The organism is Streptomyces sp. NPDC049813 (genome assembly GCF_044465085.1).
Lineage (GTDB): Bacteria > Actinomycetota > Actinomycetes > Streptomycetales > Streptomycetaceae > Streptomyces.
The window spans coordinates 60,433-74,189 of record NZ_JBITLI010000004.1 but is presented as its reverse complement, the minus strand read 5'-3'; the positions used below and the strand labels follow the sequence as shown (position 1 = coordinate 74,189).

The 13,757-nt window shown below is 72.0% G+C and carries 13 protein-coding genes; 5 read left to right on the top strand and 8 right to left on the bottom strand.

Annotated features, from left to right (window positions below):
- Positions 1-4 precede the first annotated feature (4 nt).
- A complete protein-coding gene (locus ACIBW6_RS10750; protein WP_399058900.1) occupies positions 5-1,543 on the top strand; it encodes a glycoside hydrolase family 3 protein in 1,539 nt (512 codons plus the stop codon).
- Between the two features lie 637 nt (positions 1,544-2,180).
- On the opposite strand, the gene nagB is transcribed toward ACIBW6_RS10750, so the two are convergent.
- Together nagB and ACIBW6_RS10740 are read right to left on the bottom strand one after the other, a co-directional pair.
- Positions 2,181-2,966: a glucosamine-6-phosphate deaminase gene (gene nagB / locus ACIBW6_RS10745; RefSeq protein ID WP_399058899.1), complete on the bottom strand. Its 786-nt coding sequence runs from the start codon at positions 2,964-2,966 to the stop codon at positions 2,181-2,183.
- A gap of 512 nt (positions 2,967-3,478) precedes the next feature.
- Complete coding sequence (locus ACIBW6_RS10740) at positions 3,479-4,252, bottom strand: SDR family oxidoreductase (RefSeq protein WP_399058898.1); 774 nt, start codon at positions 4,250-4,252, stop codon at positions 3,479-3,481.
- A 95-nt stretch (positions 4,253-4,347) separates the two neighbouring features.
- On the opposite strand from ACIBW6_RS10740, the gene ACIBW6_RS10735 reads away from it, so the two are divergent.
- Positions 4,348-4,971, top strand: coding sequence for a TetR/AcrR family transcriptional regulator (locus ACIBW6_RS10735; protein ID WP_399058897.1), 624 nt, complete (start codon positions 4,348-4,350; stop codon positions 4,969-4,971).
- 343 nt (positions 4,972-5,314) lie between these two features.
- Complete coding sequence (locus ACIBW6_RS10730) at positions 5,315-6,781, top strand: sensor histidine kinase (RefSeq protein ID WP_399059275.1); 1,467 nt, start codon at positions 5,315-5,317, stop codon at positions 6,779-6,781.
- A gap of 233 nt (positions 6,782-7,014) precedes the next feature.
- Here ACIBW6_RS10730 and ACIBW6_RS10725 read toward each other — a convergent pair whose 3' ends face one another.
- Positions 7,015-7,272 (bottom strand): WhiB family transcriptional regulator, encoded by a 258-nt coding sequence (locus ACIBW6_RS10725; RefSeq protein ID WP_016639615.1) that lies wholly within the window; start codon positions 7,270-7,272, stop codon positions 7,015-7,017.
- A gap of 319 nt (positions 7,273-7,591) precedes the next feature.
- Positions 7,592-8,560: a diacylglycerol/lipid kinase family protein gene (locus tag ACIBW6_RS10720; protein ID WP_399058896.1), complete on the bottom strand. Its 969-nt coding sequence runs from the start codon at positions 8,558-8,560 to the stop codon at positions 7,592-7,594.
- Between the two features lie 126 nt (positions 8,561-8,686).
- Between ACIBW6_RS10720 and ACIBW6_RS10715 the strand changes: the two genes are divergently transcribed.
- The gene (locus ACIBW6_RS10715) at positions 8,687-9,139 is read left to right on the top strand and encodes a hypothetical protein (protein ID WP_399058895.1); all 453 of its coding nucleotides are present in this window, start codon (positions 8,687-8,689) and stop codon (positions 9,137-9,139) included.
- A gap of 76 nt (positions 9,140-9,215) precedes the next feature.
- On the opposite strand, the gene ACIBW6_RS10710 is transcribed toward ACIBW6_RS10715, so the two are convergent.
- The 3 genes from ACIBW6_RS10710 to ACIBW6_RS10700 form a co-directional block, all read right to left on the bottom strand.
- Positions 9,216-10,238 carry an RNA polymerase sigma factor SigF gene (locus ACIBW6_RS10710; protein ID WP_399059274.1) on the bottom strand — a complete coding sequence of 341 codons (1,023 nt, stop codon included), beginning with the start codon at positions 10,236-10,238 and terminating at the stop codon, positions 9,216-9,218.
- Complete coding sequence (locus tag ACIBW6_RS10705) at positions 10,238-10,651, bottom strand: anti-sigma regulatory factor (protein WP_399058894.1); 414 nt, start codon at positions 10,649-10,651, stop codon at positions 10,238-10,240. Before ACIBW6_RS10705 ends, ACIBW6_RS10710 begins: the two co-directional genes overlap by 1 nt.
- A 263-nt stretch (positions 10,652-10,914) precedes the next feature.
- Complete coding sequence (locus ACIBW6_RS10700; protein ID WP_399058893.1) at positions 10,915-11,175, bottom strand: UBP-type zinc finger domain-containing protein; 261 nt, start codon at positions 11,173-11,175, stop codon at positions 10,915-10,917.
- A gap of 50 nt (positions 11,176-11,225) precedes the next feature.
- Here ACIBW6_RS10700 and ACIBW6_RS10695 point away from each other — a divergent pair, with 50 nt between their 5' ends.
- Positions 11,226-12,824, top strand: a complete 1,599-nt coding sequence (locus tag ACIBW6_RS10695; protein WP_399058892.1) for a Na+/H+ antiporter — start codon at positions 11,226-11,228, stop codon at positions 12,822-12,824.
- Here ACIBW6_RS10695 and ACIBW6_RS10690 read toward each other — a convergent pair.
- Positions 12,803-13,744, bottom strand: a complete 942-nt coding sequence (locus ACIBW6_RS10690) for a 1-aminocyclopropane-1-carboxylate deaminase/D-cysteine desulfhydrase (RefSeq protein WP_399058891.1) — start codon at positions 13,742-13,744, stop codon at positions 12,803-12,805. The two genes, ACIBW6_RS10695 and ACIBW6_RS10690, sit on opposite strands and share 22 nt — an antisense overlap.
- Positions 13,745-13,757: the final 13 nt, after the last annotated feature.

Sequence of the window (13,757 nt, the reverse complement as noted above, 5' to 3'; positions counted from 1 at the left end):
CCCGATGACCACTGTCACTCGCGCCTCCTCCACGCTCACCCGCGACGCGCTCACCGTCCTGCAGCCCGGCTTCGCCGGGACCACCGCCCCGGACTGGGTGCTGCGCCGGCTCGGCGAAGGGCTCGCCTCCGTCGGCCTGTTCGGCCGCAACATCCAGTCGCCCGGACAACTGGCCGCTCTCACCGCCCAGTTGCGCGCCGAGCGCGGCGACCTCCTCGTCGCCATCGACGAGGAGAGCGGCGACGTCACCCGCCTCGAGGTCCGTACGGGCTCCTCGTTCCCCGGCAACCACGCGCTCGGCGCGGTCGACGACGTGGAACTCACCAAGGGCGTCGCCTACGCGCTCGGCCGGCGGCTCGCCGAGTGCGGCGTCAACCTCAACTGGGCGCCGTCCGCCGACGTCAACGCCAACCCCGACAACCCCGTCATCGGCGTCCGCTCGTTCGGTGCCGACACCGCGCTCGTCGCCCGGCACACGGCGGCCTACGTCGAGGGCATGCAGGCCGCGGGCGTCGCGGCCTGCACCAAGCACTTCCCCGGACACGGCGACACCGGGGTCGACTCGCACCACGACATGCCGCTCATCGACGTCGGCCTCGACGTGCTGCACAGCCGCGACCTCGTCCCGTTCCGCGCCGCGATCGCAGCCGGTACCCGCGCCGTGATGAGCGCCCACATCCTCGTCCCGTCCCTCGACCCGGAGCGCCCGGCGACCCTGTCCCGGCGCATCCTCACCGGCCTGCTCCGCGAGGAACTCGGCTATGACGGCCTCATCGTCACCGACGGCATGGAGATGCAGGCCATCTCCGCGACCTACGGCATCGAGCGCGGCAGCGTCCTCGCCATCGCCGCCGGGGCCGACGCGATCTGCGTGGGCGGCGGACTCAACGACGACGCGACGGTGACCCGCCTGCGGGACGCCCTCGTCGCCGCCGTCCGCTCCGGCGAACTCCCCGAGGAACGCCTCGCGGACGCGGCGGCCCGGGTCCGCGCGCTGGGGGAGTGGACGGCCTCGGCCTCGGCCTCGGCAGCGGCCCGGGGGACGGCGCCGGGTGCCGCGGGTGCCGATCCGGACGGGGTGCTGGCTGCGGCGGGCGGTGCCGAGATCGGGCTGGTCGCGGCCCGCCGGGCCCTGCGGGTCACGCGCGGCGAGTACGCCCCGGAGGTGACCGGGCCCGTGCACGTCGCGGCCTTCTCCCCGGTCGCCAACATCGCGGTCGGCGACGAGACCCCCTGGGGCGTCGGCGCCGAACTCGCCCGCCTCCTCCCCGGCACCACCACCGGCTCCTACACCGGCCCCGACGCCGGCCCGGCCGCGCTGGCCGAGGCGGGCGAACGCCGCATCGTGGCCGTCGTCCGCGACGAACACCGCCACGCCTGGATGTCCGGCGCCCTCGACGCCCTGCTCGCGGCCCGCCCGGACACCGTCGTCGTGGAGATGGGCGTACCCGGCGCCCCGCCGCGCGGCGCCCTCCACATCGCCACGCACGGCGCGGCCCGCGTCTGCGGAGCCGCTGCCGCGGAGGTCATCGTCGGGGGGTAGGGGGAGCTTCGGCCTCACGGGGGCCGAGGTGAAACGCCCGGGGCGGGCTGGTGCGCGGCGCCGGCTCGGGCGTGGGGGGCTGGTGCGTGATGCAGCCCTCGGGCGTGCGGGGCCGGCCGACAGGGGCGGGCCCTGCATGCGGGCTGGTGCGTGGCGCGGGCCCGGGGCGTGGGGGTTGGTGCGTGATGCAGCCCTCGGGCGTGCGGGTCGGCCGGCAAGGGCGGGCCCACCATGCGGGGCTGGTGCGTGGCGCGGGCCCGGGGCGTGGGGGTTGGTGCGTGATGCAGCCCTCGGGCGTGCGGGGCTGGCCGACAGGGGCGGGCCCACCATGCGGGGCTGGTGCGTGGCGCGGGCCCGGGGCGTGGGAGTTGGTGCGTGATGCAGCCCTCGGGCGTGCGGGTCGGCCGGCAAGGGCGGGCCCGGCGTGCGGGACCGGTGCGCGGCGCGGGCCCCGGGCGTGCGGGGCTGGTGGCGTGGTGCAGGCCCCTAGCGGGCGGGGTCGGCCGACGGGGCGGGCCCGACCCCGGGAACGTGCGCGGCTCAGACAAAAGGTGCCGGTCGTCCCGAGCGGGGGCGACCGGCACCTTCATGTCGGCCTACCGGGGCCGGTCCCGGCAGGCCGACGCCGAGGGCCGTCCTACAGGCCCTGCCACTCCGGCTTGTTCGCGTACGTGTGCCGGAAGTAGTCCGCGAGCTTCAGCTTGGACGCAGCGGCCTCGTCCACGACGATCGTCGCGTGCGCGTGCAGCTGCAGCGCCGACGCCGGTACCACCGACGCGATGGGCCCCTCGACGGTCGCCGCCACGGCGTCCGCCTTGCCCTCGCCCGTGGCGAGCAGCACCAGGTGCCTGGCCTCCAGGATCGTGCCGATGCCCTGCGTGATGACGTGCCGCGGCACCTGGCTCAGGTCCCCGTCGAAGAACCGCGCGTTGTCCGCGATGGTCTGCTCGGTCAGCGTCTTGATCCGGGTCCGCGACGCGATCGACGAACACGGCTCGTTGAACCCGATGTGCCCGTCCGTGCCGATCCCGAGCAGCTGCAGATCGACCCCGCCCGCGCCCGCCAGCGCCTTGTCGTACTCCTCGCAGGCCGCCTGCACGTCCGCCGCACTGCCGTCCGGGCCCATGAACGCCGCCTCGTCCAGTCCGAGCGGCTGGACGACCTCACGCAGCACCGTCGCCCGGTAGGACTCGGGGTGCCCGGTCGGCAGCCCCACGTACTCGTCGAGCTGCGCGATGCGGGCCTTCGAGGCGTCGACCTCACCGGCCCGCACCTTGGCCGACAGCGCCTGGTAGATGGGCAGCGGGGTCGAGCCGGTGGCCACGCCGAGCAACGCGTCGGGCTTGCGCCGCAGCAGCTGGGCCATGGCCTCGGCGATCAGCTCGCCACCTGCCGTGGCATCCGGAACGATCACAACTTCCACGCTTGGCCTGCCGTTCTGGTCAGAGGAGACTGAGAGAGATGTGGTATAGACCAATCTAGCAGAGCGAGCCCCTTCCGGGCAGGGCCTGGACGGCTCCGCCCCGCGCCACTCTGGCCCGTCCGCCGGGCCGTGTCCGCCGGGCCGTGTCCTCCGGGCGGCGGGCCCTCTAGTCGGGCCAGCCCCTCAGCCGGGCTCGCCCCCTAGGTCGGACCTGCCCCCTAGGTTGGGCCTGCTCCTCAGCCGGGCCTGCCCCGCAGCCGGGCCTGCCCACTCAGCCGGGCTTGTCCCCTAGGTCGGGCCAGCCCCCAAGTCGAGCCAGCCCCCTTAATCGGGCCGGCCCTCCCTTATCCATATCCATGCTCGGGGCTCCGGGCTGCGGCGGCATGTCGAGCCGGTGGACCCCGCCGGGCGCGCTTGCCGTCGGCCGCCGCCCACCGCCCGCCGCGCCCCCTGCATCCACCCCGCCCCAGGCCCTCGGCGAGCCCGAACCCAGCCCCGGCACCCGCACGGCTTCAGAGCAGTGAGCCGCCCGTCGCGTCCACCCACTGTCCCGTGACCCACCGCCCGTCCGGCGACGCCAGGAACGCCACCACGTCGGCTATCTCCGCCGGCGTCCCCACCTTGCCGAAGGTCGACAGCGCCGCCGCGCCAGCCCACGCCTCGTCGCTCGCGCGCAGCCACTCCGCGTTCACATCCGTGTCGACGATGCCCGGCGCCACCGTGTTCGCCGTGATGCCGCGCGGGCCCAGGACCTTGGCGAGGTAGTGGGTCAGCACGTCGAGGGCTCCCTTCGTCATCGCGTACGGCATGAGGTCCGGCAGGACCGCCGTGCGCGCGACGCCGGAGGAGATGTTGATGATGCGGCCCCCGTCCCGCATCCGCGGGGCCGCGAGCTGGGCGAGGAAGAACGGGGACTTGGTGTTGACCGTGAAGAGGCGGTCGAACTCCGACTCCTCGATCTCCCCGAAGGCGCTCGACGTGCCGATGCCCGCGTTGTTCACCAGGATGTCCACACCGTCCGCCTGCGCGTCGAACTTCTCCCACAGCTCCTGCGGCGCGCCCGGCGCCCCGAGCTCCGCCCCGAGGGCGAACGCCGAGCCGCCCGCCGCCTCGATCGCGGCCACCGTCTCCTGCGCCGCCGCGTGGTTCGTGCCGTAGTGCACGGCGATGCGTGCGCCGTCCCGGCCGAGCCGCTCGGCGATGCCCCGTCCGATCCCCCGGCTCCCGCCCGTGACCAGTGCCGTCTTGCCTGCGAGTACCCCAGTCCGTACGCCGGTGATGCTCATGGCGACGCCCCCTCGAATCTGTAGCGGTCGTTATGGAAATGACCGTAGCGCACGACCGGGCCCGTTTTCTAGTGCGCGTTATAGAATTCATCCCCATGGCGACCAAGCAGCGCGGACGGCCTCGCTCCTTCGACCGGGAGACCGCCCTGGAGAAGGCCATGCGGGCCTTCTGGGAGAACGGGTACGAGGGGACCTCGGTCTCCGAGCTGACGCGCGAGATGGGCATCGGCGCCCCCAGCCTCTACGCCGCGTTCGGCGACAAGCGCTCGCTGTTCGAGGAGGTCGTGCGGGTCTACGGCACCACGCACGGCGCCGGCCCGGCCCGCGCCCTGACCGAGGAGCCCACGGCCCGCGGCGCCGTCGAGCGGCTGCTGCGGGAGGCCGCCGACGAGTTCACCGACCCCGGCCACCCGCACGGCTGCCTCGTGATCCACGCCGGGACGAACTGCACGACGCCCGAGGTCGAGCAGGCGCTTCGCGAGCGGCGCGGCGCCAGCCTCGCCGCCATCGAGGACCGGCTGCGGCAGGGCGTGGCCGCGGGAGAGCTGCCGCGGGGCCTGGACACCGAGGCCTTCGCGCGGTTCGTGGGCGCCGTCTTCCAGGGCATGTCGCAGCAGTCACGGGACGGCGCGAGCCGAGCGGAGCTGGAGGCGATCGCCGACCTCGCGATGACCGCCTGGCCCAGCGGTGAACCCGCCCGCCCCGCCGCCCGTGCATAGGGGCGACGGCGTACCGGCGGCCGCCGTCGGCCCGTCCCGGCTTGGAGGAAGAGACGACAACAAACCCAATCCGACGCATAGACACGGGAGAATGGTCTAGTCCACAATGCGTCATGAAGACCTCCGCCCTCCCCGCACAGGAGGACGGACAGAGGAACCGTGCTCTCTGCCCTGACTGCCGCGGTTCCTCGATCGGCTGCCGGGCACCGCACACCTGGAAGCCGATGCACCTGAAGGGCTGCGGTGCCAGGGAAAGGGTCGAGGGTCCCTCCCCCCGGCGCCGCGGCCCGTCGGTCTTCGCGGGGCCGCGCCGACCGGCGGGTACGCTCGCCCCGTGCCCTCCATGAACGATCTCGTACGCCAGCACACCGCTCTCGGTGACTCCGACCTCGAGTGGCTCCACCTGCTGGTCTCGGAGTGGCAGTTGCTCTCCGACCTCTCCTTCGCCGACCTCGTCCTGTGGGTCCCCACGCGCGACGGCACGCGATACGTCTCCGTCGCGCAGATGCGTCCGAACACGGGTCCGACCTCCTACCAGGACGACATGGTCGGGCACCTGGTGCCGCGCGGCCGCCGTCCCATGCTGGACGCCGCGCTCGACGAGGGCCGCATCGTCCGCGAGGGCGACCCCGAGTGGCGCGAGGAGGTCCCGGTGCGGGTCGAGTCGATCCCGGTGCGCCGGGAGGGCCGGGTCCTCGGAGTCATCGCGCGCAACACGAACCTGCTCACGGTCCGTACGCCCTCGCGCCTGGAGCTGACCTATCTGCAGTCCGCGTCCGACCTGGCGCAGATGATCGCGGCCGGTTCGTTCCCCTTCCCGGGGCAGCAGGTGGACATGGATGCCTCCCCGCGCGTGGGTGACGGCCTGATCCGGCTCGACGCGGACGGCGTGGTCCAGTACGCGTCGCCGAACGCGCTGTCCGCCTACCACCGGCTGGGCTTCTCGGCGGATCTGGTCGGACACCACCTGGGCACGACCACGGCCGAACTCGCCCCCTCGCGCGGGCCGGTGGACGAGGCGCTCGCCAAGGTGGCCAGCGGCTGGGCGCCGCGCGAGTTCGAGATCGAGGGCGAGGAGGGGTCGATCCAGTTGCGCGCGATCCCGCTCAAGCCCAAGGGCACACGGATCGGCTCCCTGGTCCTGTTGCGGGACGTCACCGAACTGCGGCGCCGCGAGCGTGAGTTGATCACCAAGGACGCCACCATCCGGGAGATCCACCACCGGGTGAAGAACAACTTGCAGACCGTGGCCGCGCTGTTGCGTCTTCAGGCCCGGCGCATCGGGTCGGACGGGGGGCGCGAGGCGCTCGAAGAAGCGGTCCGGCGCGTGGGGTCCATCGCCATCGTGCACGAGACGCTCTCGCAGAACCTGGACGAGCGCGTGGAGTTCGACGAGATCGCCGACCGGGTGCTCGCCATGGTCGCCGAGATCTCACCGGGACAGGTGACCGGTCGGCGCACCGGCCGCTTCGGCATCTTGGACGCCGAGGTGGCGACCCCGCTGTCCATGGTCCTGACCGAGGTGCTGCAGAACGCGTTGGAGCACGGCTACCGGCAGGGGGACACCGGCACCGTGGAGGTCTCCGCCGTCCGCGGCGGCAGCAGCAAGGACGCGCGGCTGCTGATCACCGTCCAGGACGACGGCGTGGGTCTGCCCGAGAACTTCGACCCGAAGCGGGCCGGCAACCTGGGGCTGCAGATCGTACGGACTCTGGTGGAGGGCGAGTTGGGCGGCACGTTCGACATGGTGCCCGCTCCGGAGCGCGGCACACAGGTCGTCCTCGACATTCCGGTACGCACGCACAAGTAGTCGGCCGCCCCACCGAGGAGGCGGCTCCGCCCGCCTACGTAGACGCCGGTGGACGCGCACAGCAGTGAGCCCCGGACCGTTGGACGGTCCGGGGCTCACTGCTCGCGTTGCTCGGGTCATGTCCCGGGCTGAGCCTGGGGAGCATCGGGGGTACTGCGCGCTGCGGCTCGGGGGCGGGGGGATGCGTACTCGCTGTACGCGCCGCCGGGCTCAGGCTCGAACGGGGTGGGGGCTCAGGCGGAGGCCTGACGTGCCCGGTTGCGAGCGGCGCGGCGCTTCATCGCGCGGCGCTCGTCCTCGCTGAGGCCACCCCAGACGCCGGAGTCCTGGCCGGACTCGAGCGCCCACTGCAGGCACTGCTCCATGACGGGGCAGCGGCGGCAGACGGCCTTGGCTTCCTCGATCTGCAGCAGCGCGGGACCGGTGTTGCCGATGGGGAAGAACAGCTCGGGGTCTTCCTCGCGACAAACGGCGTTGTGACGCCAGTCCATGGCTGCTACCTCTCCTTGGTATTACGTGCAGGTTGCTTGTGAATGTGAACGCTTTCACGAATCCCTCAACAAATGTAGGGACGAACGTCACATCTGCGACGGGTGTCCGTGGTTTTGAGGAGGGGATTCGGGCTCTCTGTGGGGCCGATGTTGCGGGCCGTCCCGAGCGCCATGTAGAGATTCGCAAACCTCGGCGGCGGATACAACCCCTTCTGGAAAGTTTTTTTTGATTCCTCGGTGTCGGCTAGGTCACAGCCGTACTTCCATGGGGTGGAGCCTGGCCCAAACGTTCGAGATGAAGGACTTTGGACCCTTCCACTCACACAATCACACGCAGTGCACGGCGTACGCCTGTGAACGTCACGCTCGTGCGGAGCCCCAGGTGGTCACCGTCCATCTGAAGGGGCAGAGGCACCTTTGAATGCAAGGTGAAGTCCGTGAGGTCATGGAGCGTGACCGCGTTCTTACCGTGTGGTCCGCGCTCCGGTGACGAGGTGAGCAGCTGCGTGCCGTACCGGGCCACCGCGGGGGTGGAGAGTTTCTTGAGTCCGAGCACGTCAAGGCCGGTGTCGAAGGAGGCCTGGGGCGTCGGATAGAGCGGCCGGTTGCCCAGGAAGGACCACGGCGACGTGTTGCTGACTATGGACACGACCAGATCCTTGACCGGGTCCTCGTCCGGCCGTTCGAGCGTGATCGTGCCGTGCCGGCGGTCGGCCTCGCCCAGGAACTGACGGACCACCTGTCGCACGTACAGGGCATGCGTCGAACGCTTGCCCCGTTCCCGCTGCTGCTCCACGCGGCCCACCACTCCGGCGTCGAAGCCGAGCCCGGCACTGAAGGTGAACCAGCGCGAGGGGACCGCCTCGTCCTCCGTGCCCGGGGTGCCCGCCGCGAGGCCGAGACCCACCGTGCGCTCACGGCCCTCGCGCAGGGCGTCCAGGAGCTGTCCTGTGGCCTCCACGGGCTCGTTCGGCAGGCCCAGGGCGCGGGCGAAGACGTTCGTGGAGCCGCCGGGCACCACGGCCAGGCCCGGCAGCCGGTCGGGGTCGGGGCCGTGGTGCAGCAGCCCGTTCGCGACCTCGTTGACCGTGCCGTCGCCACCGAGAGCGACGACCAGCTCGATGTCCTTGCTCTCGGCGGCCTGCCGACCCAGGTCGCGGGCGTGACCGCGGTACTCCGTCGTGACGGCCTCGAGCTTCATCTCGCTCGCCAGCGCGTGGATCAACACATCGCGCGTGCGCGCACTGGTGGTGGTTGCCGCTGGATTGACCACAAGAAGTGCACGCATGCGAAGCAGGGTACCTAGCGCCTCAGATCGGGCCCAGACCGAGGGGCGCCTCGGGCGGGCGCCAGGAGGGCGCCGGCCCGGGACGCGCCCTGCCGGGCCACGAGCGCCGGGCGTTACGCTGCAAAGGTGACCTCAGAGCAGAACCCCGCCCCCGAGCCCACCGAAGAAGCCGGGCCACGCCCCGGCCGGCTGACCGCCGCGGCGGCCCTCGCCGGCCTCGAAGGCGTCGCACTCGTGGTGGGCGGCGTCTCCATGCTGGTCGCCGGGCTCACCGGGAACCCCGACGACCCGGAGCAGGCCATCACCGGCGGCGTGACCCTCTTCGTGCTCGCCCTGCTGCCGCTGCTGGCCGCCCGCGGCCTGCTCGCCCGCAAGAGCTGGAGCCGCGGCCCCGCGATCATCACCCAGATCATGGCCCTGCCGGTCGCCTATACGCTGCTGCAGGCCGACAGCGTGGCCATCCCCGGCGGGATCGCGCTCGCCGCGGTGGCGATCGCCGCGCTGGTACTGCTCGTCAACCCGGCGACCACGCGCGCGCTGGGCATCCGCACCCCGGGCAGCGCCCCGCAGTCGAAGTAGGCGACGAACGAGCGACAGGAAGGCGCCCGGTGCCGTGCAGGCACCGGGCGCCTTCCTGTGCGTACGTACGTGCGGGTCACTCCTCGACGAGGAGCTTCTCCCGCAGCTGAGCCAGTGTGCGGGCCAGCAGGCGCGAGACGTGCATCTGGGAGATGCCGACTTCCTGGGCGATCTGCGACTGCGTCATGTTCCCGAAGAAGCGCAGCAGCAGGATGCGCTTCTCGCGCGGCGGCAGGTCCTCCAGGAGCGGCTTGAGGGACTCGCGGTACTCGACGCCCTCCAGCGCCTCGTCCTCGGCGCCCAGGGTGTCGGCGACCGCGGGGGACTCGTCGTCCGTGTCCGGGACGTCCAGGGACAGCGTGGAGTACGCGTTGGCCGACTCCAGGCCCTCCAGGACCTCCTCCTCCGAGATGGCGAGCCGCTCGGCCAGCTCGTGGACCGTGGGGGAGCGGCCGTGGCGCTGGGACAGCTCGGCCGTCGCCGTGGTCAGGGACAGGCGCAGCTCCTGGAGGCGGCGCGGGACGCGCACGGCCCAGCCCTTGTCGCGGAAGTGGCGCTTGATCTCACCGACGACCGTCGGCGTCGCGTACGTGGAGAACTCCACGCCGCGCTCCGGGTCGAACCGGTCCACGGACTTGATCAGGCCGATCGTCGCGACCTGCGTGAGGTCGTCCAGCGGCTCCCCGCGGTTGCGGAAGCGGCGGGCCAGGTGCTCGACCAGCGGCAGGTGCATCCGCACGAGCCGGTTGCGCATCTCCGCGTACTCGGGGCTGCCGTCCGGCAGGGCACGCAGCTCGATGAACATCGCCCGTGCACCGCTGCGGTCCCGCGGGTCGTGCCGGCCCTGCTGCTCACCGTGTCGCTCGTGGTCGCTCATCAATCCCGCCCGTCGCACGTCCGATCCCCCCGACCGCCCGCGAAGCTCGGGTCCGGGATTCGGCGCTGCCTGCTGTGGCACGTCGGCCTCCAGGTCCTCCGGGTGCGGCCGGGCCTGCTGCTCGGGGATGCCCGAGGCAACCCGCCGCGCGCCCGCCGCGGCGTCGGCCGGGAGGTCCCGTGTGCCGCGCTTGTCGTCCCGCACCGGCCCGTCCCCGTCCATCACGTCGGGCCGGGGCCCGCGCCGCGCTTCTTGTAGAGACTGATCGAGACGGTGTTGTCATCGGCCACCGAGGAGTCGACCTGACCCGCGAGGGCCGACAGCACAGTCCAGGCGAAGGTGTCGCGCTCCGGGGCCCGGCCATCGGTGGTCGGCGCGGAGACGGTCACCTCCAACGAGTCGTCGACGAGCCGGAACACGCAGCTGAGCACGGAGCCGGCGACGGCCTGCTGGAGCAGGATCGCGCAGGCCTCGTCGACCGCGATGCGCAGGTCCTCGATCTCGTCGAGGGTGAAGTCCAAACGTGCCGCGAGACCGGCCGTGGCGGTCCGCAGCACTGACAGGTAGGCACCCGCAGCCGGCAGCCGGACTTCCACGAAGTCCTGATTCCCGGGCTCTCCTGCGATCTGGGACACCCTCACCTCCAAGGTGGTACAAGCACTTTCGGGCTCCGGAGGTCCTCCCCCGGGTGATGCGCCACGTATATCTGCGGTGACGCTACCGCGCGCCTGACTTTCCTGTCCCGGGGACCCCCGGCCCAGTGCTGTCACTCATAGTAAGCCTACGGGTACGGACAGTGGCTAGAGGGTGTGCGTACCGAATTGAAAACAGCGGGCGCCGGGATGACGTACCCAGGCGCACATCGGTCGAACCCAAGCCCGGGTGCGGATCGTCCATTTCAGACGAGAGTCATGTCCACGAAGCACCAACGCCAGCTCTCACCAGGCTCGAAGGTGCGCATCACAGGATGGCCGGTCTCTTTGTGGTGCTCGGTCGCGTGCTTGTAGGGCGAGGAATCGCAGCAGCCGACATGGCCGCAGACCAGACACAGCCGTAGTTGCACAGGGTGACTGCCGACGGCCAGACACTCCAGACAGGTCTCGCTGAGCGGAGCGGGCTCGGGGTGCGGCAGCGCATCGACGTGCGGGCACTCGTTCATGATTGCCAGGTTACGACGGGCGGTGCGAGAAGGACGGCGGTAGGCAGGGCATGGACGTATTGCCACTCGTGGGGTTGATCGCGGCGAGCGCCGCGGTGGCGGGAGCGGCCCGCCGCACGCCGGTGCCGGCGCCGCTCCTACTGGTCGCGGCCGGGCTGGCGGCCTCCTATGTGCCGTGGATCCCGCAGTACGCGCTCGACCCGCACGTCGTGCTGCCGCTGATCCTGCCGCCGCTGCTGCACACCGCCGCCCTGGAGAGCTCCTATCTCGACCTGCGGGCCAACATCCGGCCCGTGGCGCTGCTGTCGGTGGGCTACGTCCTGTTCGCCACGGTGGCGGTGGGCTGGCTCGCGTACGAACTCATCCCCGACCTGCCGCTGACCGCCGCACTCGTCCTGGGCGCGGTGATCGCCCCGCCGGACGCCGTGGCCGCCACCGCGATCGCGCGCCGCGTGGGCCTGCCCTCACGGCTCACCACGATCCTCCAGGGCGAGTCCCTGGTGAACGACGCGACCGCCATCACCGCCTACAAGGTGGCGCTCGCCGCCGCCGTCGGGGAGGGCGCGAGCTGGGCGGGCGGCATCCGGGAGTTCCTGGTGGCGGCCGTCGGCGGCGTCGGGGTGGGGCTGCTGCTGATGGTGCCGCTGCACTGGCTGCGCAAGCACCTCACCGAGGCCATCCTGCAGAACACGCTCTCCCTGCTGATCCCCTTCGTCGCGTACGCGGCCGCGGAACAAGTGGGCGCCTCCGGAGTGCTCGCCGTCGTGACGGTGGCCCTCTATCTGGGACACCGCTCCTGGCAGGTCGACTTCGAGACGCGCCTACAAGAGGCAGCGGTGTGGAAGGTCGTCTCGTTCATCCTGGAGTCCTCGGTCTTCGCCCTCATCGGTCTCCAGTTGCGCGTCGTCCTGAAGGACCTCGGCGAGTACAGCGTGGCGCAGGCCGCCTGGTACGCGATCGCGGTCTTCTTCCTGGTGGTCGTCATCCGCTTCGTCTGGTCGTATCCCGCCACGTACTTGCCGATGTACGTGTCGTCGCGCATCAGGGAGCGGGAGGGGGACACCGACTGGAAACGGCCGCTCATCGTGAGTTGGGCGGGAATGCGGGGCGTGGTGTCCCTGGCCATCGCCTTCTCCATCCCGCTCGTCACCGAGGACGGCGAACCCTTCCCCGCGCGCAACCTGGTGCTCTTCCTGACCTTCACCACCGTCATCGGCACCCTCGTCGTACAGGGACTCAGCCTGCCGCCACTGATCAAGGCGCTGAAGCTGCCGGGCCGCGACGTACAGGCCGAGACGCTGGTCGAGGCGCAGGCGCAGAGCGTCGCCTCGACGGCCGCGGAGGAGCGCGTGGACTCCCTCATGCGCGACCAGCGCAACTGCCTGCCCCAGCCGCTCCAGGACCGTCTGCACACCGTCCTGGAGCGGCGCCGCAACTCCGTCTGGGAGCGGCTCGGCCAGCCGAACGCCGTGACCGGGGAGTCCGCCGACGACACCTACCGCAGGCTCGCGCGGGAAGCGATCGCGGCCGAGCGCGAGGTCTTCGTCCGGATGCGGGACGAACGGCGGATCGACGACGAGATGCTGCGGACCCTGCTGCGCAAACTGGACCTGGAGGAGGCCGCCGCCTACCGGGAGGTCGACGACTGAACGTCCGCGAACGGCGCTCCCGTGATGACGGCCGCCACGGTCGTGCCGGGCGCGAAGGTGCCCGCCTCCGTAAGAGCGTGCAGCGCGTACAGCATCTTGGCGACGTACAGGTGCTCGACGGCCAGGCCGTGCCGCTGCTCGAAGTCGTCGGCGAAGGCGACCAACTCGGCGGGCACGCGCGCGTAGCCACCGAAAGAGAAGCGGTCCTCGATACGCCAGTCGCCGCGCGGGCCGCCGAACGCCGCCTCCTGGAGGGTGCGGACGTCGGCCGTCAGGAAGCCGCCCTTCAGCACGGCGACCCCGAGAGCGCGCTGGCCGGGCGCGAGCCCGGCCGCGAGTCCGGCGAGCGTGCCGCCCGTGCCGCAGGCGAGGGCGACGACCTCGGCCAGGCCCCGGAGCTCCCGGCCGAGGTCGGCGCAGCCCCGGACCGCGAGGACGTTGCTGCCGCCTTCCGGCACCACGAAGGCGTCCGGGGCGCCCACGCCGTCGAGGAGCGCGGCAAGGACCCGGGGATCGCTCTTGTCCCGATAAGTCGATCTGTCGATGAAGTGCAGGCGCATGCCGTCGGCCACGCAGCGGGCAAGGGACGGATTGCGCGGCCGGTCGGCGAGCTCCTGGCCGCGGACGACACCGATGGTGGGCAGGCCCAGGAGACGGCCGGCGGCGGCCGTGGCCCGCAGGTGGTTGGAGTAGGCGCCGCCGAACGTGAGGAGGGCCCGGCCCCGGGCCGCCGCCAGGTTCGGGGCGAGCTTGCGCCACTTGTTGCCGACCAGGTCGGCGTGGATCAGGTCGTCCCGTTTCAGGAGCAGCCGCACGCCACGGCGCGCGAAGCGGTCGTCATCGGCCTCCGTGAGAGGCGACGGCAGGTGGGGGCGCAGAGCGGCGGCGGGCGGGCGGGGCACCCCGTCATTGTCGGACATGAGTCCGGATGCC

Coding starts and splice junctions, on each gene's coding strand:
- ACIBW6_RS10750 (WP_399058900.1), top strand. CDS start 5: ATGACCACTGTCACTCGCGCCTCCTCCACGCTCACCCGCGACGCGCTC.
- ACIBW6_RS10740 (WP_399058898.1), bottom strand. CDS start 4,252: ATGAGCATCACCGGCGTACGGACTGGGGTACTCGCAGGCAAGACGGCA.
- ACIBW6_RS10735 (WP_399058897.1), top strand. CDS start 4,348: ATGGCGACCAAGCAGCGCGGACGGCCTCGCTCCTTCGACCGGGAGACC.
- ACIBW6_RS10730 (WP_399059275.1), top strand. CDS start 5,315: ATGAACGATCTCGTACGCCAGCACACCGCTCTCGGTGACTCCGACCTC.
- ACIBW6_RS10725 (WP_016639615.1), bottom strand. CDS start 7,272: ATGGACTGGCGTCACAACGCCGTTTGTCGCGAGGAAGACCCCGAGCTG.
- ACIBW6_RS10720 (WP_399058896.1), bottom strand. CDS start 8,560: ATGCGTGCACTTCTTGTGGTCAATCCAGCGGCAACCACCACCAGTGCG.
- ACIBW6_RS10710 (WP_399059274.1), bottom strand. CDS start 10,238: ATGGACGGGGACGGGCCGGTGCGGGACGACAAGCGCGGCACACGGGAC.
- ACIBW6_RS10700 (WP_399058893.1), bottom strand. CDS start 11,175: ATGAACGAGTGCCCGCACGTCGATGCGCTGCCGCACCCCGAGCCCGCT.
- ACIBW6_RS10695 (WP_399058892.1), top strand. CDS start 11,226: ATGGACGTATTGCCACTCGTGGGGTTGATCGCGGCGAGCGCCGCGGTG.
- ACIBW6_RS10690 (WP_399058891.1), bottom strand. CDS start 13,744: ATGTCCGACAATGACGGGGTGCCCCGCCCGCCCGCCGCCGCTCTGCGC.